Below are 23,188 nucleotides of genomic sequence, written 5' to 3'. Positions count from 1 at the left end.
TTTATCAGATGGTATCCTTTTTGTTTACTAGGAAGAGTTAGAATATTAAAAATAAACGTAGCACTTACCATTCGAAATGGAAGTGCTACGTTTTTAATTATTACTGGGGTTTTGTCCCAGCCTCTTTTTATATTCTTTCGTAATATAGTTCAACATTTGGATGAAATTTGCATATCTTGATATAGAGTGATTAGCCCAGAAATCTTAGGACTGAAAGGAGTTCGATTTAACATTGAAGATTCATATCGTTCAAAAAGGAGATACATTATGGGAAATAGCTAAATCATATGGGGTTGATTTTGAAGCATTAAAGGCAGCAAACGCTCATCTCTCTAGCCCAGATATGATTATGCCTGGAATGAAGATTCGCATTCCGACTACTGCAAAAGCTGTTAAAAAAGAATCTGTTAAAAAAGAGGCTGTGAAAGAGGCACCAACTCAACAAATCCAAAAAGAAGCTAAGGTTCCATATAAGGATATTTCTCCAAAGCCGATGCCGGTAATTAAAGAAGACGATCAAAAACCAATAATGGAAATTAAACCAGAGATGCCTATGCCACAAATGCCGCAGATTCCACAAATGACAATGCCTCTTATAATGCCAACACTAGATCAAGATTTTACAACGAATTTGACATTTAACCTCCCAGATAAAGATAGTGTAGAAGCACCTGAAGTTAAAGAGGAAACTATGGAAATGCCAGCACAAGAAGAAATGCAACAGCCAATGTATCAACCAATTCAACAACCGATGTACCAACCTGTTCATTTTGTTCCTTGTCCTTGCTACCCAATCCATCCATGTTGTGCAGGTCATCCAATGCCAATGCATCCAATGCACATGATGCCGCCAATGGGTTATCCACAAGTAATGCCAGCAACAGATTTTGGTGAGGATTGTGGCTGTGGTGGAGGAACAAACTATGGTGACATAGAAATGGGCGCTATGCCTCCTTTTGCTGCTCAACCAAATATCGGATTTCAAGGTCAGCCATTTTTAGGTGAACAAACGGAAGCAAATGTAACTTATCCAACTATGACTGGATTTAATGCAAACAATTTCCCTACCCCTCCTGGTTTTGGAGAATTACGAATGAACCATGAAGAAGAGTCATCAGATTGAGTAAATTTCTTGAGAGAGACGACCACCGAATCAATCGTCTCTCTTCTTTCTTATACTGGGAGGGGAATTTAGAAACAAAAAAAGTTCATCCAATTAAACGTAATATTTACTATATAGAAACAACTAGTGGAGACGCATACGTATTAAAAGGTCATTCAAATATGAATAATGTACAGCAACAATGGGAATTCTTTAATCGGATTCAATCCAATCATATTGTTCCATTTACTAAGTTTCCGAATGGGAAAAAAGAGATAACTGCAGGAACAAAATATAGTTGGACGATTTCCCCGTATATCTCTGGTAGAAAATTGAACTATAAATCCCCAGTGGATCGCAACCGAGCTGTATCAACTATAAAAAAGTTTCATTATCAAGCGAGTGGCATTTATGTTAATCATTTTATAAGGAAGCAATTGTTTTTTACTAGATGGGATGCAAGGCAAGAGAAGTTTTTATCAACAGAAGAGATTTTTGAAAAACTTGGCTTTATGAAGTTATTTCAGGACATGAATATTTTGATGAAAAAATACATTCATGTAGTATCTAGCTATGATTGGAAAAAAGAACAATTAGAAGCTGAAAGAAAAGGATGTTGGGTACATGGTGATGTAGCTTCACATAATTACTTACTAAAAAATGAACAAACCTATTTAATTGATTTTGATTTATTACATTGTACTTCTCAACTATACGATGTCATTCAATTAGGTCAGCGATTTTTGCCAAATATTGATTGGGATGTGAATACATTACTTCAGTATAATATGGTTAAAGAAGAAGAAATAGAAAGATTTTTATACTCTGTGTTTATACCAAGTGATATGGTAAGGGAATGGTTACATTTTCTAACGAAGAAGCGTCGCATAACGGTCCATTCGTATTTGGAGATTATGGAAAACGAATGGATAAAACGAAAAGAGTTTCTAAAGGAATCAATAAAATTAATAAAGTAATGATTTTACAAATAATAAATGTTAAGGATAATTTAACCGGTAATAAATAACCTCTCATTAAGCAAAATAGCTCTAAGGGAGGTTATATTTATGCGTTGGAAAATGTTATTTATGGTAAGTAGTTTAGTCTTTATTGCTGCTTGTGGTAATGATTCAGAACAAGGTGCGAATGAAGAAAACTTGGACAACATACAGCCTATCAATTATGAAACGAAAGAAGAACAAAAGACTCGATTAGGACAAAATGAACAATCAATTGGAGAATTAGGTGGCTATCCTCAAAGTGAACAAGAACGAGTAAATGAAGGGGATAAGAATTTCGGCGCCAAAAATGAAGATCGTTATACTAATGAACGAACTTATTATATTGCCGAGAAATTGTCTGAACGAAAAGAAGTAGTCCAAGCACAAGTAGCTGAGACTGATAAACGTGTTATTGTAGCCGTAATGACAGGTAATAAATATTATCCTGATTTGCCGAAAAGTATACGAGAAGAAGTTAAAGAAATGATACCTGATAAAGAAATTGTTGTATATACAGATGCAGCATGGTGGGATAGAATGCGAAATCTAAATAGCAATCCAGATAAGCTAGAAATAACAATTGAAAGAAACCTAAACAACTTTTTCAATAATAATTGAGCCTTTGTACTTACAAAGGTTCTTTCTTTTGTTTTCGAAGTTATGACCTTCCAGCAAATTGTGGTAGAATAGGAAAAGGATTTATTATGGGGAGAAGATAAAATGATTTCGTATGTAAGAGGAAAATTAGTTCAAATACAGGATGAATCAATAATTATGGATGTAAATGGGATTGGGTATAATGTTATTTGTCCAAACCCTTTTGTTTTTCAAGACTCTTTAAACAAAGAATTACACATACATACATATTTCCATGTTCGAGAAGATGCACACATACTTTATGGTTTTAAAAATGAGGATCAGAAATATTTGTTTACACAATTAATATCTGTATCAGGAATTGGACCGAAAAGTGCAGTAAGTATCTTAGCTGGTGTAAATATACCAGACTTTGTTTCCGCTGTAGAAAGAGAAGATGATAAATTTCTAACAAGTTTTCCTGGAGTCGGTAAGAAAACGGCAAGACAGATTATTTTAGACTTGAAAGGAAAATTAACTACACAAATTACAATAACAAGTGAACCAAGTACGAATACAGAGACACCATCTATCCATACAGATGATTTAAAAGAAGCAATGGAAGCCCTAAAAGCACTTGGTTATGTAGATAAAGAGATTAAGTCTATTATGCCAAAACTTCAAAAAGTCATTAAACCATCGACAAACACGGATGAGATTATTAAAAAAGCATTAAGTTTATTAATGAAAAGGTAGTAGGGGGAGAATATAATGGATGAAAGAATAGTTACTGGCCAACTACAAGAAGAGGAATCTTCTGTGGAGCTTAGTCTTCGCCCTACAACATTAAACCAATATATTGGACAGGATAAAGTAAAAGAAAACTTATCTATCTTTATTCAAGCCGCCAAAATGCGTAATGAACCGTTAGACCATGTGTTACTTTATGGACCACCGGGGCTAGGTAAAACAACATTAGCGGCAATTATCGCAAATGAAATGGGTGTTGAATTTCGTTCCACATCTGGGCCAGCGATTGATAGAGCTGGAGATTTAGCAGCAATCCTTACATCATTGGAAGCTGGGGATGTACTTTTCATAGATGAAGTCCATCGTTTACCACGTTCAGTAGAAGAAGTGCTCTATTCAGCAATGGAAGATTTTTTTATTGATATTGTTATTGGACAAGGACCTAGTGCAAGGTCTGTAAGAATTGACTTACCTCCATTTACATTAGTAGGGGCCACAACTAGAGCTGGATTATTGTCAGCACCTTTAAGAGATCGTTTTGGTGTGCTATCTAGATTAGAGTATTATGAAACAAAGGACTTATGTGCGATTGTAGAGAGAACTGCTGATATTTTTGATACGAACATTTCAAAAGAAGCGGCTGGTGAAGTAGCTCGTCGTTCTAGAGGGACGCCTCGTATTGCTAATCGTCTATTGCGCCGTATTCGAGATATTTCCCAAGTAAAAGGAGAAAAGGAGATTAGTTTCGAAACTACTGAAGTTGCCTTACAGATGCTACAAGTAGATGATGCTGGATTAGATCATATTGACCATAAACTGATCAAAGGTATAATCGAAGGATTCCAAGGTGGGCCTGTAGGATTAGATACGATCGCAGCAACAATTGGTGAGGAAGCACAAACGATAGAGGATGTGTATGAGCCTTATCTTTTACAGATTGGTTTTATCCAACGTACACCTAGGGGAAGAGTAGTTACCCCTAAGGCATATCAACATTTTGGTATGAAAGTGAATGATGAAAAGTGAATCTAGGAAAGATGTTTATTATAATTGGAATTATCTTTTTAATAATTGGTGTCATTTGGACGTTTATTGGTCGTTTACCGGGTGATATTTCATTTAAAAAAGGGAATTTTACGTTTTATTTTCCAATTATGACATCTATCATAGTAAGTATAATCTTATCGCTCATATTCTTCATCATTGGCAAGTTTCGGTAATTTCGTATAAAGGAGTAGCATCATGAATATAGAGGATTTTGATTTTCATTTACCAGAAGAATTAATCGCACAAACACCATTAAAAGACCGAAGTTCATCTAGGTTAATGGTATTAAATAAAGATACTAACGAGATCGAGCATAAACACTTTACTGATATTAAGCAATACTTGAAACCAGGTGATTGCTTAGTTTTAAATGATACTCGAGTACTTCCTGCAAGACTATATGGTGAAAAAGAAGATACAGGAGGGAAAGTAGAATTACTCTTGCTTAAACAAATGGATGGCGACAGTTGGGAAGTTCTAGCCAAACCAGCAAAAAGAATAAAGGTTGGGAGTAAGCTTTCATTTGGCAATGGTAAATTAACAGCGACTTGCACGGACATATTAGAACATGGTGGTCGAATCGTATCATTTGACTATGATGGTATATTCTATGAGATTCTAGATGAATTAGGTGAAATGCCATTACCACCTTATATTAAAGAACAACTTCCTGAGAGTGAACGATATCAAACGGTTTACGCAAAGGAAAAAGGATCTGCAGCAGCACCGACTGCGGGACTGCATTTTACGAACGAATTATTAGAAGAAATTAAAGAAATGGGAGTAACTATTGCTTTTATTACACTCCATGTTGGACTAGGTACTTTCCGACCTGTAAGTGTAGATAACATTGATGACCATGAAATGCATTCGGAATTTTATATGATGTCAGAAGAAACAGCTTCAACATTATCGAATGTTAGAGAAAATGGTGGAAGAATTATATCCGTAGGAACAACATCGACAAGAACGTTAGAAACAATTACTAGAGACAATAACGGGAAATTTGTTGAATCGAGTGGCTGGACGAATATTTTTATTTATCCATGTTTCGAGTTCAAGGCAATTGACGGGTTAATTACAAATTTCCATCTACCTAAATCTACGTTAATTATGTTAGTAAGTGCTTTTAGTAGCCGTAATTTAATTCTTAAAGCTTATAATAAAGCAGTAGAAGAAAAGTATCGCTTCTTCAGTTTTGGAGATGCAATGTTAATAATTTAGAAGAGGAACGATAACATGACAACACCAATACGCTATGAATTAATTAAAACAGATAAACAAACAGGAGCTAGACTTGGAAGAGTACATACTCCACATGGGTCGTTTGATACACCAACTTTTATGCCTGTTGGAACACTAGCAACAGTAAAAACGATGAGTCCAGAAGATTTGGAGTCAATGGGTGCGAAGATTATTTTATCCAATACTTACCATCTTTGGCTAAGACCTGGTGAAGATATTATTCGTGAAGCAGGGGGACTCCATAAATTTATGAACTGGGATGGAGCTATTCTTACTGATTCAGGTGGATTCCAAGTGTTTAGTTTAAGTGATATGCGTGAAATTACCGAGGAAGGTGTACATTTCCGTAATCATTTAAATGGTGATAAATTGTTCTTATCGCCTGAAAAAGCAATGCAGATCCAAAATGCATTAGGCTCTGATATTATGATGGCATTCGACGAATGTCCACCATATCCAGCCACTTATGAATATATGAAGGCTTCAGTGGAAAGAACTTCTAGATGGGCGGAAAGATGTGTAAAAGCCCATGAACGTCCTGATGTACAAGGATTATTTGGAATTATCCAAGGTGGAGAATACGAAGATTTGCGTAAATTAAGTGCGCAAGATCTCATTTCTCTCGACTTACCTGGTTATGCAGTGGGTGGCCTTTCAGTTGGAGAGCCAAAAGATGTAATGAATCGTGTGTTGGAATTCACTACACCTTTAATGCCTAGCAATAAGCCAAGATATTTAATGGGAGTAGGTTCTCCTGATGCGTTAATTGATGGTGCTATTCGTGGTATTGATATGTTTGACTGTGTGTTACCGACAAGAATTGCTCGCAATGGAACATGTATGACTTCAAATGGAAGATTAGTTGTACGAAATGCAAAATTTGCCCGTGACTTTGGACCTATTGATGAAAATTGTGATTGTCACGTGTGTAAAAATTATTCCCGTGCTTATATTAGACATTTAATTAAATGTAATGAAACTTTTGGATTTAGACTTACTACTTATCATAACCTACATTTTCTGTTAAAATTAATGGAGCAAGTACGACAAGCTATTCGCGAAGATCGACTTGGTGATTTTAAAGAGGAATTCTTTGAACAATACGGATTAAACAAACCGGACGCAAAGAATTTTTAAGGAACGTTTAGAAACATGGGTTTTTAAACGAATTGTATAGAAAGGAGGGACAAGTTCATGGAACAGTTAGGTGCATTCATACCGTTAATTCTAATGTTTGTAATCTTCTACTTCCTGCTAATTCGTCCACAGCAAAAACGTCAAAAACAAGTAAGACAAATGCAGTCTGAACTTAAAAAAGGTGATGCTGTTGTAACAATTGGTGGTTTTCATGGTACGATTCATGCGATTGATGAAAATACAGTTGTATTACAAGCAGGAGATGGATCTAAACTTACATATGATCGTTCTGCGATCCGTGAAGTTTCAGTGAATTAATAAATAAAGAGAGGCTATGTAGGTAGCCTCTCTTTTTTTGATTTAACTTATATACATCATTCATTATTAGAAGCTATGTTTACTCCTACGGCTCCTCCAAATAGAGCTGCTAAAATGTAGAAGAAGTGGTATATGGCTTGTTGTAAATCGAAACCAACTTGGTAACCAAGGAATTGTACAAGAAATACAAATACTGTAAATCCTAAACCAGTTATTGCTCCTACCATCCAGCCTTTATGTTTAGATTTACCTCCTGCAACAGCTCCCCCAATAAATAAGGAGATTAAACCAATGACAAGTGTAACCCAATTTGTTGCTGATTCACTAAAACTAGAAAATCGTAATAATACTGCTAGCCCCATACTTGAAACTAATATTAATCCTAATACAACTATCCAACCATACAATAATGCAGTAAATTGATGATTACGCATAAAAATCCCCCTCGTTTAATGCTTTTATCGTATATATATTCTTGTCCACTAAAAAGTAGACGAGTTTTTCTCAAATTAGTGAAATAATTATTTAGTAAACCATTTTTGTAAGAATGGAATCTGTTCTAATTCTTCCCTTGTAATGAATTTCAAGATGAAAAGTAGAAAGATATAAATGATTAGAAGAAGTATGATTGATACACCAAACAAAATAATGTTTGGATCATATTGGATGTAATAATTGTAAATGAACTTCCCGATCCCCCAAGTAGATAGAATTAAAGCAATCATTTTTACTATATCTTTAAAGGGAATAAAGAAGTTGATTTCTTTTCTTAATGTTGCAAGATGCAATAGTGTAATGAGTATCACTCCAACTGACATGGCTATTGCAACACCCATGATACCAAAACTTTCATTGGAAGCTAGAATGAATAATACAACAAATTTAACAGCTGCACCTATTAAACTATTCCACATTGCAGGCTTTGCATAATCGAGTGCTTGTAATGTAGCTTGTAATGGGGATTGAATATACAGTAGAATATAAAATGGTGCCATGAATATTAAGATTGTACTCGCATTTGCGGTCCCATACATAAAGGATAAGATTGGTACAGCAAAAATCGACAAGACGACTGTAGCAATCGCTCCGGAAGCGAATGAGATACGAATCGATTGGTGAATTCGATAATGGATTAAGGTATTATTTTTCTTAGCATCTGCCTCTGAAATGTTAGGGACAAGGGCAATGGATAACGATTGAGTGATAAATGTTGGTAAGAATAATAAAGGTAATACAAAACCTGTCAGTTCTCCATATTGCTTTGTTGCTAAAGAACTTGATATTCCTGCTATAGCTAAACTATTTGCTACAATGATTGGCTCCAAGAAATAGGAGAATGAGCTAATTAGTCTACTTCCGGTACTTGGTAATGCAATCGAAAATAACTCTTTAACAGTCTGTTTACTTGATTTCAAATAGGAAAAAAATCGATGTCTAATGCGAATAGTTTTTTTAGACTTGAATTGATAGATCATATAAAGTAATGAAGCAAATTCACCTAATATGACACTAAACATTGCTCCAGCTGCTGCAAATTCGATACCATAAGGTAGCAATAAATAAACAAAGAATGCAACACAGCTGATCCGGACAATTTGCTCAATGACTTGTGAATAACTTTGTGGTTTCATATTTTGTTTACCTTGAAAATAGCCACGCAACACAGACGAAATAGCTACGATTGGTATAATTGGGCTTATAGCTAGTATCGGGTACAGTGTTCGATCATCTGTTAATAATGTTGTTGCAATGAATGGAGCTGCAAGAATCATAACAATTGTAAAAAAGATACTTGATATACCAGTTATAATGATTGATACGACTAAGATTCGTTTTATTTTTGCTCGATCATTTTGAGCATCGGCTTCTGCAATTCGTTTGGAAATGGCTACAGGTAGCCCTAATTGTGTCAGAGTCATTACGAGGAAGAATGTTGGAAGGGCCATCATGTATAGACCAACACCTTCTTCACCCATCACTCTTGCAATCACTAGACGGTTAATGAAACCAAGAAATCTAGTAATCATACCAGCTAATATTAAGATTATTGTACCTTGTAAAAAAGTTTGTTTAGACAACTTTGATGACCTGCCTTCTCAAAAAATAAAATTTCATATACAATGATATATATGCAAACATAGTGGCCAAGCATGACAACTTGTCTTATGAATTCATAATCTTTCTAAAGTGGGTGAATGTTCTTGGAAATAGTTAAAGCTGTGAATGATTGGAAAAAAGAGTTAATTCCTGTTTTGAAAAGTAAAACAGAGGAGTTTCAAATGATGGGTTATTCCAAGGCTACAGAAGAAGACGTCTGGAATTGTCTCGTAAAAAAAGTTTGGAAGGGAAATCCAAATAAAAGATTATATGAAGTTGTCCAAGACATCTTTCACCTTAGTTCAGGGATATATATGAGCTACATAACGATTGATACATATCAACAAGATGATGACTTAATGGCTTCAATTGCGGCATTAACAGGGAAAAGTTAGAAGTCCCCTTGATTTTTTACATTCACGGTTTGGATACAGATAAGGGAGGAACATGTAATGAAAAATAAAGGACGTATAGTATCCTTTTTCCTAATCGTTATTGCATTAGGGGTAGTAATTGGATTATTTACACCAAAGGTTGCCAAAGATATTAATCTTGGGCTTGATCTACAAGGTGGTTTTGAAGTTTTATATGAAGTAGAGCCGGTTGATAAAACACAAACAACCGATCGAGAATTATTAGAATCTACAGTTCAATTATTAAATGATCGGGTTAATAAGCTAGGAATTAGTGAAGCGGTTATTGATATTGAAGGCGAAAATCGTATTCGAGTTCAACTTGCAGGAGTTGAAGATCAAAACCAAGCACGAGAAATGTTAGCTACTAGTGCTAGACTATCATTCCGTGATGTACATGATAATGTTCTTTTAGATGGTGCAGATATTAAAGAAGGAAGTGCAAAACAAGATTTTCATCCGGATACAAATGCACCAATTGTAACTTTACAAGTGAAGGAAGCTAGTAAGTTAACGGAAGTTACAACAGAACTATCGCAAAAGTTCGTAAGAGGAGTACCTTTACCGGAACGTGAAGACTTACTCGTAATATGGATGGATTACCAAGAAGGGGATTCGTTTAAGGAAGAAGTATTTAAAGAAGAACCGAAATATATTTCCGCTCCTGGAGTAGAAAAGCCAATTCCAGGTACCGATGTTATGATTAGTGGTTCCTTTACGGTAGAGGAAGCAAAGTATTTAGCAAATATTATTAATTCAGGTTCATTACCTGTTGATATGACAGAAATCTTCTCTACGTCTGTAGGGGCACAGTTTGGTGAGCAAGCATTAAATGAAACAGTAATTGCAGCAATTGTCGGTATAGCTATTATTTTCTTATTTATGATTGTTGTTTATCGTTTCCCAGGAATTATTTCTATTATATCACTTAGTATTTATACGTTTTTAGTACTTCTTATCTTCGAACTATTAAACGGTGTACTTACATTACCAGGTATTGCGGCATTAATACTTGGGGTAGGTATGGCAGTTGATGCGAATGTTATTACATTTGAGCGAATTAAAGAAGAATTACGTGAAGGAAAATCATTACATGCTTCCTTTAAAGCGGGAACAAGTAACTCCCTTCGAGCAATTTTAGATGCTAACATTACGACAATGCTAGCTGCAACAGTATTATTTATTTTTGGGACAAGCTCTGTTAAAGGGTTCGCAACGATGTTAATTATCAGTATTTTAGTTAGCTTTTTAACAGCAGTTTTCGGAACAAAATGGTTATTACAGCTATGGTTGAAAGCTAAGTTCCTTAAGAAAAATCCTAGTTGGTTTGGGGTAAAACAATCAGATGTGAAAGATATTAAAGATAACTCAGAAGTGCCAGCGAAGTTTCTTAATAAGGAATGGAATATCGTTGACTACCGAAGAAGATTCTTTATATTTACTTCTATATTAGTTATTATTGGAGCGGTATCTTTAATAATCTTTAAATTAAATCCTGGAATTGATTTTACTTCAGGATCTCGAGTACAAATTGTGGCCGAAGAAAGTTTAGATTCAGAGAAAATAAGCAAAGAATTAGCCCAATTTGACTTAGATGCTCCAGTAGTATTATCAGGTGAAAATAATGAAATTGCTGTCATACGATATGAAGAGATCATCGACGAAGATAGAATTGCTGAACTTAATACATATTTCATTGAGGAATATGGTGTAGAACCAAGTGTGAGTGTTGTGTCATCCATTGTTGGACAAGAGTTAGTGAAAAATGCTATCTATGCACTTGCAATTGCATCTATCGGTATGATTATCTATGTGGCATTTCGATTTGAGTTCTTCTTTGCGATTACAACTATAATTGCCTTATTGCATGATGTGTTTATTATGTTGATGGTATTTAGTATTTTCCGTATTGAATTTGATGTTACGATTGTTGCGGCAATACTAACGATTATCGGTTATTCCATCAATGCAACGATTGTTACATTTGACCGAATCCGAGAAAATATACAGAAGCAGAAGAAACCTGTGAAGTTATTTAAAGATCTTGCAACGATTGTTAATAAGAGTATCGTTCAAACGATGACTAGAACAGTGAATACAACGATTACGACACTAATTGCTGTTTTGGCATTCTTATTCTTAGGTGCCGAACCAATTCAAGGATTTGGTATTGCCTTAACAGTAGGATTAATTGCTGGAACATATTCATCCTTATTCCTAGCAACTCAATTATGGTTAGTATGGCGTGGGAAGAATATTAAAGAAAAGCCAGTTGATTTTAGAAAGAAAAAACGAATAGAAGGACCACAAGTTTAATGAATATGACTCAATCCCTTTGTACATGTACAAAGGGATTGTTTTTTTAATCTTGTATAAAATAATAGATAAGTTTCTAAGGAGGTTATCTAATTGAAGGGGCAAACATATGTCATCATTGCTATTTTATTTATGATTTTAGTTGCTATTTTTGCAGTAACAAATATTGAATCCGTGAATGTAAACTATTTTTTCTGGAAAGTTGAGTCCCCGTTAATATTAGTCATACTATTTTCAGTGCTAATGGGTGGAATAATAAGTGCTGCAGTTGGGATGATGAAGATGTTTAAGATGAAAAGAGAAATAAAAGTACTTAAAAGAGAGAATGTAGAACTAGCTCAACGAATTGAGGAAAAGGAATTAGACAATTCGGATATCGATATAATTAATTCTGAAAACGGCGAAAATGATGCAAATAGGATAAACTAGAAATTTAATTGCTCCCCTCGACATGATTTGTGTATAATAGATTAGTCAGGGGTGAGATTATGATACAAAGCAAGTCAAATTGGAAATTTGCTAGCATAGAAGAGAATCAAATCGATTGGAATGATGGAAGTTCACAATTATCTCCCGTGATAAAAGAGCTCCTGCAACAACGAGGTTTGAAAACAGCGAAAGAAGTTGAAGATTTTTTAGTGCCTTCTATTAATAACTTACTTGATCCAAATCAATTAAGTTCTATGGATATCGCAAAGGAAAGAGTATTAGAAGCTATTGAAAGAAATGAAAAAATACTCGTCTTTGGTGATTATGATGCTGATGGTGTTAGTTCAACAACTATACTTATAAAAACATTACAAGAACTAGGTGCAAAATGCGATTTCTATATCCCTAATCGTTTCACCGAAGGATATGGACCGAATGAACAAGCATTTAGACAAGCTCATCAAAATGGATTTCAATTAATTATAACTGTGGATTGCGGTATTGCTTCTATACACGAAGCAGATGTTGCCAAAGAGTTAGGTATCGATTTAATTATTACGGATCACCATGAACCACAAGAGGAACTCCCAGATGCTTTGGCCATTCTTCATCCAAAATGCTCGCCTGATTATTCATTTAAAGAACTTGCAGGTGCTGGAGTTGCCTTTAAATTTGCCGAATGTTTACTCGGTTACTTTCCAGAACATTTATTAGATTTAGTTGCTATTGGAACGGTAGCAGATTTAGTACCTTTAGTAGAAGAGAACCGAATATTAGTTTATTACGGTTTGCAAAAACTATCCAGTACTGCTCGTGAAGGACTAATTGCATTAAAAAATCAATGTAAAATAGAAGGAAAAGTAAATGAGGAAGATATTGGTTTTTTAATTGGCCCACGATTGAACGCAGTTGGTAGATTACAGGATGCGGATTTAGCTGTAGAACTATTGTTATGCGATGACAAAGAAATAGCAGAAGAACTAGCTGAAATTGTGAACCAATTAAATACAGAACGCCAACAAATTGTTGCATCTATTGTAAAAGAAGTTGAAGAAACGGTTGAAATCGATGCGAAAAAAGGCGTTATTGTCGTTGCTAAACAAGGATGGAATGAAGGAGTCCTAGGGATAGTTGCTTCCCGTCTGGTGAGAAAATATGACCGACCAGCTATCGTATTAGCTATAAATGAAGAGAAGGGATTGGCTAAAGGCTCTGCTAGAAGCATCCCAGCTTTTGATCTCTTTCAAAGTTGTATGAAAATAAAAGATGTTTTTACTCATTTTGGAGGCCACTCCCAAGCTGCTGGAATGACCTTGCCAATAGATAATGTACAACATCTTGAACAAAAACTAGATGAAATCATAAAAAATGAGTTAACTAGTGAGGATTTTAAACAAGAAGTATTAATTAGTAGGAAACTGAAACTTAGCGAAATAAGTGAAAATCTTGTTACTGAAATTAGTCAATTAGCTCCTTTTGGAATGGCAAATCCAAAACCGAAATTCCTTGTGGAAAGTAGACCAGTTGATATACGTCAATTAGGTAATATGAAAAAACACTTAAAGCTACTCTTTAAAGAAGATACAGCATCATTAGATGGAATTGCTTTTGGAATGGGCAATTTACACCCGCTTATTTCACCTCAAGCAACAGTCTCTGTAGTAGGTGAACTAGGAATCAATGAGTGGAATGGGATTAGGAAAGTTCAGATGATGATTGAAGATGTGAAAATCAACCATTGGCAACTTTTCGATCATCGAGGAAAACGAAAAATTGATTTTAATTACGATCAATCCCATTTTAGTCATCAATTCGTCATTTATAATACACTTGAGATTCATCAAGATATTCCAAACCATATAAAGCACTTAACGTATAAGGAAGCATTGGAATTTAATGGTAAAGTAGAAGTATTATACTTGCTTGAATTACCACAACATTTACATGACTTACATGAAATTATCACTAAGTTCAAACCTGTTAATATTCATGCTTGTTTTTATGTCGAAAATAGTGTTTATATGGCTCCATTTCCGAAGAGGGAAGATTTTAAATGGTTGTATTCATTGATATGGAAAAATCAAGAATTGAGCTTGGATAGTGAACTAAACAAGATAATGAAAGCTAAAGGATGGACAGAGGAATTAATTCAATTTATGTTAGACGTGTTTTCTGAGCTTGAATTTGTTAATATAAATAATGGATTAATTACATTGAATAAGCAGCCACAAAAGAAAGATCTACAAGAGGCCAGAGCTTATCAAAATCGTATCAAACAAGGAAAAATCGAAAAAACACTATACTACGCGACATATAACGAATTGTTAACATGGTTTGAAGAGTGTAGAGGTGAGACGGTACAACCTAAGGAGGAAATTACCCATGGATTATAAAAAATATATAAAAATTGTTCATGATTGGCCGAAAGAAGGAATTGAATTTAAAGATATTACACCATTAATGGATAATGGAAAAGCATTTAAAGCTGCAGTAGATGAGATTGTTGAATTTGCGAGAGATAAGCAGATTGATTTAGTTGTAGGTCCAGAAGCGCGAGGATTTATTGTTGGATGTCCTGTTTCTTATGCGTTAGAAGTTGGATTTGCTCCAGTACGTAAAGAAGGAAAATTACCTAGAGAAGTTATTAAAGTTGATTATGGCCTTGAATATGGAGAAAATGTATTGACTATTCATAAAGACGCGATTAAGCCGGGGCAACGAGTACTAATTACGGATGATTTATTGGCAACAGGTGGAACGATAGAGGCAACTATAAAATTAGTGGAAGAACTAGGCGGTATTGTAGTTGGCTGTGCGTTTTTAATCGAATTAAGTTACTTGGATGGATTAGACAAACTTAAAGGCTATGATGTACTAACTTTAATGAAATATTAATTAATTTTCAAGGTCTGGCGGGGTATACCTCGTCAGACCTCTTCTAATAAGGTATTATAGTAATAAGAATAATGAAATAATATTGTTTCTATAAATTTTTCTTTACAATTGGGTCTATTTTTTTGATACTAGAAGGAAAGTATCTTCTACAATAAAAAGGTGATATTATGGCAAAAAACGACATTATTACAATTGAACAACTTATTGAAAAAGCTCGGGGTTATTTATCAGAGAAAGATATAGCATTTATTGAGCGTGCTTTTAAATATGCGGATGATGCGCATAAAGAACAATTTCGTAAATCTGGGGAAGCATATATCATTCACCCAATTCAAGTTGCTGGAATTCTAGTAGACTTAAAAATGGATCCTGAAACAGTTGCGGGTGGTTTCTTACATGATGTTGTAGAGGATACCGATATAACGCTTGAAATGATCGAGGAAGAATTTAATAAAGAAGTAGCCATGCTTGTTGATGGTGTAACCAAATTAGGTAAAATTAAATACCAATCCAAGGAAGCACAACAAGCGGAAAATCACCGTAAAATGTTTGTCGCAATGGCAAAGGATATACGAGTTATTTTAATTAAGCTTGCTGATAGATTGCATAATATGCGTACGTTAAAATTCTTACCTCCCGAAAAACAAAGACAGAAAGCAAATGAAACATTAGAAATATTTGCACCACTTGCTCATCGACTAGGAATCTCTACGATTAAGTGGGAACTAGAAGATATTTCCTTACGATATTTAAATCCTCAACAGTATTATCGAATTGTACAATTAATGAAACAAAAACGTGATCAACGAGAATCGTATATTGAGGAAGTTATTGAAGAGGTTAACGAGCAATTAAAAGAGGTAAATATAGAAGCGGATATTTCCGGAAGGCCGAAACATTTATACAGTATCTATCAAAAAATGAATAAGCAAAATAAGCAATTTAATGAGATTTACGATTTATTAGCGGTTAGAATTCTAGTTGATAGTATTAAAGACTGCTATGCTGTTCTTGGAATTATTCATACGTGCTGGAAACCAATGCCAGGCCGATTTAAGGATTATATTGCAATGCCGAAACAAAATCTTTATCAATCATTGCATACGACAGTAATTGGACCTAAAGGCGATCCTTTAGAAGTTCAAATACGTACGAAAGAAATGCATGAAATTGCAGAATATGGGATTGCGGCACACTGGGCTTATAAAGAAGGAAAACAAATAAATAAAGATAAAAAATCTTTTGAAGAAAAACTTACTTGGTTCCGAGAAATTTTGGAGTGGCAAAGTGAAACACATGATGCAGAAGAATTTGTTGAATCATTAAAAGTGGATCTATTCTCTGATATGGTTTATGTATTTACCCCTAAAGGAGATGTAATTGAATTACCATCTGGTTCAGTACCACTTGATTTTGCCTACCGAATTCATACAGAGATAGGTAATCAAACGATTGGCGCAAAAATTAATGGGAAAATGGAGCCACTGGATTATCAACTGAAAAATGGGGACATCGTTGAAGTACTAACATCAAAACATTCCTATGGTCCATCACAAGATTGGTTGAAAATAACGCAAACATCACAAGCAAAAAATAAAATTAGAGCATTCTTCAAGAAACAACGTCGTGAAGAGAATATTGCCAAAGGTAAAGACTTAGTTGAGAAAGAAATACGATCCATGGATATTGAACCAAAACTGGCATTAACCGAAGAAAACTTGCAACGAGTTTATGAACGTTTTAATTTTACTTCGGAAGAAGATTTATATGCTGCGGTTGGTTATCAAGGAATTACGGCTGCATTAGTAGCAACTAGGCTGACTGATAAGATACGTCAAACTCGTCAAAAAGAACAAGATTTAGCGCAAACACTTGAAGAAGCGAAGAATGAGTTTAAGGATAAGAAAAAGTATAAAAAGGACTCAGGCGTCATTGTAGAAGGTGTAGACAATTTACTTGTTCGTCTGTCTAAATGTTGTAATCCTGTACCAGGTGACAAAATACTTGGATATATAACTAAAGGCCGAGGAGTTTCTGTTCATCGGGAAGACTGTCCTAACGTACAAACAGAAGAGGCAAAACAACGACACCTCCATGTAGAGTGGGAAAAAAATCAGTCCCAAAAACAATATCATGTGGACTTGGAAATATCCGGTTATGATAGAAGAGGCCTTTTAAATGAAGTCTTGCAATCAGTAAATGAGTTAAAGACAAATATTACTCATGTGAATGGGCGTTCGGATCGTAATAGGATGGCAATTATTCAAATCACTATTCTGATTCATAATACCGGACATTTACGTAAGATTGTTGAACGTATTAAACAAATAAAAGACGTCTATACAGTAACTCGTACGATTCAATAAGGACTAACTCAAGAGGGAGACTTTCTCAAATAGAGTTAGTCTTTTTACTTATATATATAGTAAAAGGAGATTTAAAATGAGAGCTATTATACAGCGTGCAAAAGATGCAAAAGTCACGGTTGAACAGGAAATAGTAGGGGAAATTGAGTATGGTTTAGTTATCCTACTTGGTGTTACTCATGAGGATACAGAAGAGGACGCTAAATATTTGGCAAATAAGGTTGTGCATTTACGTATCTTTGAAGATGAACAAGAAAAAATGAATAAATCATTAAAAGATGTACAAGGTGAAATATTATCGATCTCACAATTTACTTTATATGGAGATACTAGAAAAGGTAGAAGGCCGAACTTTATGCAAGCAGCCAAACCAGAACAAGCAAATACATTGTATAAACAATTTAATCAACTTCTTATAGAACAAGGGATAAAAGTAGAAACTGGGATATTCGGAGCAATGATGGATGTACAATTAACAAATGTTGGTCCAGTTACTTTAATTCTCGATAGTAAGGTTAAATAAACTAAGAGAATTTTGTAGTAAAACAACAATTTATAGCAGTTAGTGAGGAAAGAAACTTTATAAGAAATGAATACCCCTGGATAACAAAATAGGTATCCGGGGGTAAAGTATGCTTTAAAATATTATTTTAACAAATAAAACATAAGGTTATTTGAAAAAACATTAATTATTAAAGTACCTCTGTAATCCATTGACCATTCCAGCTACTAATTTTTTTTGGTATGCATTTGTTGCTAGTAATTGATCAATTTCAGGATTAGAAATAAATCCTAGTTCCACTAATACAGAAGGCATTAGGTTTTGACGAATAACCTGGAAGTCTCCAAAATCGTAACCTCGATCACGGTCACCTGATTTTTTGACTGTTTCTTCTTGTATATATTGAGCTAAACTTTCTGATTGTTCGTTGTAATAATAAGTACTAATCCCAGTTACAGATGGGGATTCTGGGAAGCTATTGTAATGTAAACTAATAAAAGCACTAGCATTCACTGTATTAGAAATAGTTGCTCTCGATGTTAGCGAAACAAATGTATCTTCGTCACGAGTTAAGATTACTTCGGCACCTAACATAGATAGTTCTTGTGCTAGTATTTTCGCCGTTTTATAAGCAATATCTCTTTCATACACTTCAGTAGAACTTAATGCTCCTGAATCATTTCCTCCATGTCCGGGATCAACTACAATTGTCTTACCGTTCAAATCACCATAAGATGTTTCATTGGATTCATCTACTAGAGCTTTATAAATATAACCCTCTGAGCTATCTAACTTTACTTTATACCAATTATCTGTTTCTCCGATAATAACAAGTTCTTCTCCTTTAGATACAAACGCAATAATTTCATATTTTGTAGATGGTCCACTTCGGATATGTAATGATTCGACTGGATTACTAATCGTGTCACTTTCGTCCATTTCTATTGTATCGCCAGGTGTTTCGTCAGCTAATATAGTGACAAAATCTTGAATTACCCAAGCAGAAGAACCATTAAACTGAATCTCAATCCATTCTCCATCGCGAGAAACAAAAGGATATTTTTCATCTTTATATACTTGACCTAACACAGAATGATCAGTGCCAGGTCCACCTCTTAAATTGACACCATCTTCATTAATTATCACTTCATTTGCCTCTGCACTTACTGAAAAATTTCCCAATATCAGAATAGCACATAATATGACTAAGCCTTTCTTATAACGCAACCAATTTCCTCCTAATTATTTTCAAATTAAATTACCTTTCTATTTTAATAAATAATAGTCATTTAGGCAAAACTATTTGTAATCAAAGGAGGCGTTTTACATGCGTATGAATGAGAAACATTGGGGCTCTCATAATAATAGAGATATATTTGGAGTTAATTTACATCGTTTTATCGAGCTGGAAGAATCCTCAGGACATATGGAAATAGCTCAGGAATTAGGTATTTCATTAGGTGAAGTGAAAGCATTGAAGAAAAAGATCAATCGTACTTGACAATCAACACACAAAACATTATGATAATATTCATTCAAGTAGATTCTAATACATACTTTAGTACCGATGACGGAAAAAGTAACTAGTGCGAATAACATGTTCAGAGAAAAAATGCCATAGGCTGAAAGCATTTTACATGGGTCCCTAGTGAAAGACATTCCATAGGTTCTATATTGAACGGTAATCTAGTAAATATAGACGTTTTGCAGGCGTTAACTGTGAAAGAGGATGCATGTATTTGCATCAACTAGGGTGGCAACGCGGGTTACTCTCGTCCCTTTATTTTTAAGGGACGGGAGTTTTTTGTATTTTTTTATAAATAGGGAGGTTATGGCCAATGGAAATTAAGGCGCCAAGGGGTACACAAGATATCCTACCAAAAGAAGCGAAGAAATGGGAATATGTTGAAAATAAAATTAAAGGAATTTGTGAAGACTTCCATTTTGAAGAGATTCGTACACCAGTGTTTGAGCATACAGAAGTATTTGCACGAGGTGTTGGAGACACAACAGATATCGTTCAAAAGGAAATGTATACATTTGAAGACCGCGGAGGTAGAAGCTTAACACTCCGACCAGAAGGAACAGCTTCCGTAACGAGAGCGTTTGTTGAAAATAAATTATATGGTGACCCAAATCAACCAGTTAAACTATATTATTTTGCACAAATGTTCCGATATGAACGTCCACAACAAGGTAGAATGCGACAACTTAACCAGTTCGGAGTAGAAGTGCTTGGAAGTGCCGATCCAGCAGTCGATGCAGAGGTAATCGACCTAGCAATGACCGTTTACCAAAAACTCGGATTAACTTCTTTAAAACTAGTAATTAACTCATTAGGTGATACGGAAAGTAGAAAAAAACACAGAGAAGCATTGATTAACCATTTTTCGCCACATAAGGAAGAGCTCTGTCGCGATTGTCAAACCCGACTAGAACAAAATCCTATGCGCGTGTTAGATTGTAAAACTGACCGTAATCATCCAGCGATGAAGACAGCACCTTCTATACTAGACTACTTAAATGAAGAATCAAGTAATTATTTTGAACAAGTAAAAGAGTACTTAGATTTAATGAACATCTCCTATGAAGTTGATCCAAATTTAGTTAGAGGACTGGATTATTATAATCACACCGCATTTGAAATAATGAGTGAAGCGGAAGGATTTGGGGCGATTACAACACTTGCTGGTGGTGGTCGTTATAATGGGCTCACTGAACAATTAGGTGGTCCAAATACACCTGGAATTGGATTTGGAATGGGAATTGAGCGGTTATTAATGGCACTAGAAGCTGAAAAAGTAGAAATTCCGGTAAAAGATGAATTAGATTGTTATATTGTCTCATTAGGTGAACTACCGAAAAAAGAGGCTGTACGTTTAGTACACGAACTAAGAATAAATGGTATTCAAGTCGATCAAGATTATCAGGGGCGTAAAATTAAAGCACAATTTAAAGCTGCAGATCGTTATCATACAAAATTTGTGTTAGTACTTGGGGAAGATGAATTAGAAAAACAAGTTATCAATGTAAAGGATATGGCGACAGGTGAACAAATTGAAGTTCCTTTACAACAATTAGTTACTACGATGAAAGAAAAGCTTATAGGAGGAAAATAGATGAGCGAAAGAGTACTAGCGGGAACAATTCAAGAAACAGATGTGGAAAAAGAAATTCTATTAAAAGGTTGGGTACAAAAACGCCGTGACTTAGGTGGATTAATTTTTATCGATTTACGAGATAAGTCTGGAATTATTCAAGTGGTGTTTAATCCTGAGTATGAAAATGCTCTAGCAGTTGCTGAGAATGTTCGTAGTGAATATGTTATTGAAGTAGTAGGAACTGTTGTATTACGAGACGAAAATACAATTAATCCTCAAATGAAAACTGGAACACTTGAAGTAATTGCATCACAAGTAAAAGTACTAAATAAAGCTAAAAATCCTCCTTTCTTAATTCAGGATGAGACAGACGTGTCAGAGGATTTACGATTAAAATATCGCTATATGGATTTACGCCGTGCTCCACTTCAAGAAACGTTTAAGAAGCGACATCAAATAACACAAGTAGTACGAAACTTTTTAAACGATAACGAATTTCTTGAAATGGAAACGCCAATCTTAACAAAAAGTACTCCTGAAGGGGCAAGAGACTATTTAGTTCCAAGTCGTGTACATCCAGGTGAATTTTACGCATTACCACAATCACCTCAGCTGTTTAAACAGTTAATTATGATGAGTGGATTTGAAAGGTACTACCAAATTGCTCGTTGTTTTAGAGATGAAGACTTACGTGCAGATAGACAACCAGAATTTACCCAAATAGATATTGAGACTTCGTTCATGACAAGTGATGACATCATGGAGATGACGGAGCAGATGATGCAAAAGGTAATGAAAGAGGTAAATGATGTTGAAATCGAGCTTCCTTTACCAAGAATGCCATATCAAGAAGCAATGGAACGATTTGGTTCTGACAAACCAGACACTCGTTTTGAATTAGAACTTATTCATATATCAGAAGTTGTTGCTAACTCTGACTTTAAAGTATTCCAAAGTGCTATCGAAAATGGCGGAAAAGTTGCATTATTAAATGTTAAAGGTGAAGCTGCAAACTTCTCTCGTAAAGATATTGATAAACTTACTGATTTTGTTAAAGTTTACGGTGCGAAAGGATTAGCTTGGTTAAAAGTAGAGGGAGCAGAATTAAAAGGACCAATCGCAAAATTTATTACAGAGGAAGAAAAACAAGGACTCTTAACAAGTGCGGGAGCTGAGGATGGAGACTTACTGTTATTTGTTGCTGATAAAACTTCGGTTGTTTATGACAGTTTAGGTGCGCTACGACTTAAGCTTGGTAAAGAATTAGGATTAATTGATGAGAGTAAATTTAACTTCTTATGGGTTACGGACTGGCCTTTACTCGAATATGACGAGGAGTTAGGTAGATATTTTGCTGCTCACCATCCATTTACAATGCCATTTGAAGAAGATTTTGAAAAACTAACTACAAATCCTAGTGAGGTACGTGCGAATGCATATGACCTTGTATTAAATGGTTATGAATTAGGTGGGGGATCTATCCGTATTTACAAACGAGAAATTCAGGATCAAATGTTCAAAGTTTTAGGCTTTTCACAAGAGGAAGCAGAAGAACAATTTGGATTTCTATTAGAGGCATTAGAGTTTGGTGCACCTCCACACGGTGGGATTGCATTAGGCCTAGACCGTATTGTAATGTTATTAACTGGTAGAAGTAACTTACGTGATACAATCCTATTCCCGAAAACTGCTTCAGCATCTGATTTACTTACAGACGCACCAAGTGAAGTAAGTGATGCACAGTTAACAGACCTATCTATTCAACTAAATAAGAAAATATGACATAATTTTAATTCTGTTTATAAATTGTAACAATTGTCATGAAGACTTCATATAAGAATTATTGAATGGACGCTTGTGTCTATGTTAAGATATTTTTACAAACATAGATAA

At 34.8% G+C, this 23,188-nt stretch carries 23 protein-coding genes and 1 other annotated feature; of the genes, 20 read left to right on the top strand and 3 right to left on the bottom strand.

Translation table 11 applies throughout. The features are described from left to right. The 10 genes from IEV35_RS20085 to yajC all read left to right on the top strand — a co-directional run. The coding region (locus IEV35_RS20085; RefSeq protein WP_229740659.1) for a hypothetical protein at window positions 1-180 on the top strand (180 nt) is incomplete at its 5' end. A gap of 52 nt (window positions 181-232) precedes the next feature. Beyond that, the gene (gene safA / locus IEV35_RS05785) at window positions 233-1,123 is read left to right on the top strand and encodes a SafA/ExsA family spore coat assembly protein (RefSeq protein WP_188383751.1); all 891 of its coding nucleotides are present in this window, start codon (window positions 233-235) and stop codon (window positions 1,121-1,123) included. Further along, window positions 1,120-2,079, top strand: coding sequence for a phosphotransferase (locus IEV35_RS05780; RefSeq protein ID WP_188383750.1), 960 nt, complete (start codon window positions 1,120-1,122; stop codon window positions 2,077-2,079). The genes safA and IEV35_RS05780 overlap by 4 nt, the downstream gene beginning before the upstream one ends. Before the next feature lie 90 nt (window positions 2,080-2,169). Further along, window positions 2,170-2,721 carry a YhcN/YlaJ family sporulation lipoprotein gene (locus IEV35_RS05775; RefSeq protein ID WP_188383749.1) on the top strand — a complete coding sequence of 184 codons (552 nt, stop codon included), beginning with the start codon at window positions 2,170-2,172 and terminating at the stop codon, window positions 2,719-2,721. A gap of 102 nt (window positions 2,722-2,823) precedes the next feature. Beyond that, window positions 2,824-3,435, top strand: a complete 612-nt coding sequence (gene ruvA / locus IEV35_RS05770; protein ID WP_188383748.1) for a Holliday junction branch migration protein RuvA — start codon at window positions 2,824-2,826, stop codon at window positions 3,433-3,435. 15 nt (window positions 3,436-3,450) lie between these two features. Beyond that, window positions 3,451-4,455, top strand: a complete 1,005-nt coding sequence (gene ruvB / locus IEV35_RS05765; protein ID WP_188383747.1) for a Holliday junction branch migration DNA helicase RuvB — start codon at window positions 3,451-3,453, stop codon at window positions 4,453-4,455. Between the two features lie 11 nt (window positions 4,456-4,466). Beyond that, a complete protein-coding gene (locus tag IEV35_RS05760; RefSeq protein ID WP_188383746.1) occupies window positions 4,467-4,649 on the top strand; it encodes a DUF2905 domain-containing protein in 183 nt (60 codons plus the stop codon). 22 nt (window positions 4,650-4,671) lie between these two features. Beyond that, window positions 4,672-5,700: a tRNA preQ1(34) S-adenosylmethionine ribosyltransferase-isomerase QueA gene (gene queA / locus IEV35_RS05755; protein WP_188383745.1), complete on the top strand. Its 1,029-nt coding sequence runs from the start codon at window positions 4,672-4,674 to the stop codon at window positions 5,698-5,700. Window positions 5,701-5,715: 15 nt separating this feature from the next. Beyond that, window positions 5,716-6,858, top strand: coding sequence for a tRNA guanosine(34) transglycosylase Tgt (tgt, locus tag IEV35_RS05750; protein ID WP_188383744.1), 1,143 nt, complete (start codon window positions 5,716-5,718; stop codon window positions 6,856-6,858). A gap of 57 nt (window positions 6,859-6,915) precedes the next feature. After that, on the top strand, window positions 6,916-7,176 hold the full coding sequence (yajC, locus tag IEV35_RS05745; protein ID WP_188383743.1) for a preprotein translocase subunit YajC: 261 nt from the start codon (window positions 6,916-6,918) through the stop codon (window positions 7,174-7,176). A gap of 56 nt (window positions 7,177-7,232) precedes the next feature. On the opposite strand, the gene IEV35_RS05740 is transcribed toward yajC, so the two are convergent. Continuing rightward, window positions 7,233-7,610, bottom strand: coding sequence for a TIGR04086 family membrane protein (locus tag IEV35_RS05740; protein ID WP_188383742.1), 378 nt, complete (start codon window positions 7,608-7,610; stop codon window positions 7,233-7,235). An 87-nt stretch (window positions 7,611-7,697) separates the two neighbouring features. After that, on the bottom strand, window positions 7,698-9,254 hold the full coding sequence (gene spoVB / locus IEV35_RS05735) for a stage V sporulation protein B (protein WP_188383741.1): 1,557 nt from the start codon (window positions 9,252-9,254) through the stop codon (window positions 7,698-7,700). Window positions 9,255-9,377: 123 nt separating this feature from the next. Between spoVB and IEV35_RS05730 the strand changes: the two genes are divergently transcribed. The 7 genes from IEV35_RS05730 to dtd all read left to right on the top strand — a co-directional run bounded on the left by IEV35_RS05730 (window position 9,378) and on the right by dtd (window position 18,215). Then, window positions 9,378-9,668, top strand: a complete 291-nt coding sequence (locus tag IEV35_RS05730; RefSeq protein WP_188383740.1) for a post-transcriptional regulator — start codon at window positions 9,378-9,380, stop codon at window positions 9,666-9,668. 57 nt (window positions 9,669-9,725) lie between these two features. Continuing rightward, on the top strand, window positions 9,726-12,002 hold the full coding sequence (secDF, locus tag IEV35_RS05725) for a protein translocase subunit SecDF (protein WP_188383739.1): 2,277 nt from the start codon (window positions 9,726-9,728) through the stop codon (window positions 12,000-12,002). A gap of 93 nt (window positions 12,003-12,095) precedes the next feature. Next, entirely contained in the window at window positions 12,096-12,431 is a 336-nt protein-coding gene (locus IEV35_RS05720; protein ID WP_188383738.1) for a LapA family protein, read from the top strand. Window positions 12,432-12,490: 59 nt separating this feature from the next. After that, window positions 12,491-14,824: a single-stranded-DNA-specific exonuclease RecJ gene (gene recJ / locus IEV35_RS05715; RefSeq protein WP_188383737.1), complete on the top strand. Its 2,334-nt coding sequence runs from the start codon at window positions 12,491-12,493 to the stop codon at window positions 14,822-14,824. Next, window positions 14,814-15,326 (top strand): adenine phosphoribosyltransferase, encoded by a 513-nt coding sequence (locus IEV35_RS05710; protein WP_188383736.1) that lies wholly within the window; start codon window positions 14,814-14,816, stop codon window positions 15,324-15,326. The genes recJ and IEV35_RS05710 overlap by 11 nt, the downstream gene beginning before the upstream one ends. Before the next feature lie 167 nt (window positions 15,327-15,493). After that, window positions 15,494-17,692, top strand: a complete 2,199-nt coding sequence (locus tag IEV35_RS05705) for a RelA/SpoT family protein (RefSeq protein ID WP_188383735.1) — start codon at window positions 15,494-15,496, stop codon at window positions 17,690-17,692. A gap of 76 nt (window positions 17,693-17,768) precedes the next feature. After that, window positions 17,769-18,215 carry a D-aminoacyl-tRNA deacylase gene (gene dtd, locus IEV35_RS05700; RefSeq protein WP_188383734.1) on the top strand — a complete coding sequence of 149 codons (447 nt, stop codon included), beginning with the start codon at window positions 17,769-17,771 and terminating at the stop codon, window positions 18,213-18,215. A 162-nt stretch (window positions 18,216-18,377) separates the two neighbouring features. Here dtd and IEV35_RS05695 read toward each other — a convergent pair whose 3' ends face one another. Next, complete coding sequence (locus IEV35_RS05695) at window positions 18,378-19,421, bottom strand: N-acetylmuramoyl-L-alanine amidase family protein (RefSeq protein ID WP_188383733.1); 1,044 nt, start codon at window positions 19,419-19,421, stop codon at window positions 18,378-18,380. Between the two features lie 100 nt (window positions 19,422-19,521). Between IEV35_RS05695 and IEV35_RS05690 the strand changes: the two genes are divergently transcribed. From IEV35_RS05690 to aspS, 3 genes are all read left to right on the top strand, one after another. Beyond that, window positions 19,522-19,695: a hypothetical protein gene (locus tag IEV35_RS05690; protein ID WP_188383732.1), complete on the top strand. Its 174-nt coding sequence runs from the start codon at window positions 19,522-19,524 to the stop codon at window positions 19,693-19,695. A gap of 57 nt (window positions 19,696-19,752) precedes the next feature. Continuing rightward, window positions 19,753-19,977 (top strand) — a binding site (T-box leader). Window positions 19,978-20,032: 55 nt separating this feature from the next. Beyond that, window positions 20,033-21,313, top strand: a complete 1,281-nt coding sequence (gene hisS / locus IEV35_RS05685) for a histidine--tRNA ligase (RefSeq protein ID WP_188383731.1) — start codon at window positions 20,033-20,035, stop codon at window positions 21,311-21,313. Then, window positions 21,314-23,077, top strand: coding sequence for an aspartate--tRNA ligase (gene aspS / locus IEV35_RS05680; protein WP_188383730.1), 1,764 nt, complete (start codon window positions 21,314-21,316; stop codon window positions 23,075-23,077). It begins immediately after the preceding gene. Window positions 23,078-23,188: the final 111 nt, after the last annotated feature.

This window comes from Ornithinibacillus halotolerans (assembly GCF_014637405.1).
In the GTDB taxonomy this organism is placed as follows: Bacteria; Bacillota; Bacilli; order Bacillales; family Amphibacillaceae; genus Ornithinibacillus; species Ornithinibacillus halotolerans.
Note: the sequence above shows the minus strand (reverse complement) of the source record. Positions and strands in the feature narration are given on the sequence as shown.

What these genes read in the sequence shown, in the direction of transcription:
- aspS (WP_188383730.1), top strand. Translation starts at nt 21,314, where the DNA reads ATGAGCGAAAGAGTACTAGCGGGAACAATTCAAGAAACAGATGTGGAA.
- IEV35_RS05690 (WP_188383732.1), top strand. Translation starts at nt 19,522, where the DNA reads ATGCGTATGAATGAGAAACATTGGGGCTCTCATAATAATAGAGATATA.
- IEV35_RS05710 (WP_188383736.1), top strand. Translation starts at nt 14,814, where the DNA reads ATGGATTATAAAAAATATATAAAAATTGTTCATGATTGGCCGAAAGAA.
- IEV35_RS05760 (WP_188383746.1), top strand. Translation starts at nt 4,467, where the DNA reads ATGTTTATTATAATTGGAATTATCTTTTTAATAATTGGTGTCATTTGG.
- recJ (WP_188383737.1), top strand. Translation starts at nt 12,491, where the DNA reads ATGATACAAAGCAAGTCAAATTGGAAATTTGCTAGCATAGAAGAGAAT.
- IEV35_RS05740 (WP_188383742.1), bottom strand. Translation starts at nt 7,610, where the DNA reads ATGCGTAATCATCAATTTACTGCATTATTGTATGGTTGGATAGTTGTA.
- IEV35_RS05775 (WP_188383749.1), top strand. Translation starts at nt 2,170, where the DNA reads ATGCGTTGGAAAATGTTATTTATGGTAAGTAGTTTAGTCTTTATTGCT.
- ruvA (WP_188383748.1), top strand. Translation starts at nt 2,824, where the DNA reads ATGATTTCGTATGTAAGAGGAAAATTAGTTCAAATACAGGATGAATCA.
- IEV35_RS05705 (WP_188383735.1), top strand. Translation starts at nt 15,494, where the DNA reads ATGGCAAAAAACGACATTATTACAATTGAACAACTTATTGAAAAAGCT.
- dtd (WP_188383734.1), top strand. Translation starts at nt 17,769, where the DNA reads ATGAGAGCTATTATACAGCGTGCAAAAGATGCAAAAGTCACGGTTGAA.
- ruvB (WP_188383747.1), top strand. Translation starts at nt 3,451, where the DNA reads ATGGATGAAAGAATAGTTACTGGCCAACTACAAGAAGAGGAATCTTCT.
- hisS (WP_188383731.1), top strand. Translation starts at nt 20,033, where the DNA reads ATGGAAATTAAGGCGCCAAGGGGTACACAAGATATCCTACCAAAAGAA.
- queA (WP_188383745.1), top strand. Translation starts at nt 4,672, where the DNA reads ATGAATATAGAGGATTTTGATTTTCATTTACCAGAAGAATTAATCGCA.
- tgt (WP_188383744.1), top strand. Translation starts at nt 5,716, where the DNA reads ATGACAACACCAATACGCTATGAATTAATTAAAACAGATAAACAAACA.
- yajC (WP_188383743.1), top strand. Translation starts at nt 6,916, where the DNA reads ATGGAACAGTTAGGTGCATTCATACCGTTAATTCTAATGTTTGTAATC.
- secDF (WP_188383739.1), top strand. Translation starts at nt 9,726, where the DNA reads ATGAAAAATAAAGGACGTATAGTATCCTTTTTCCTAATCGTTATTGCA.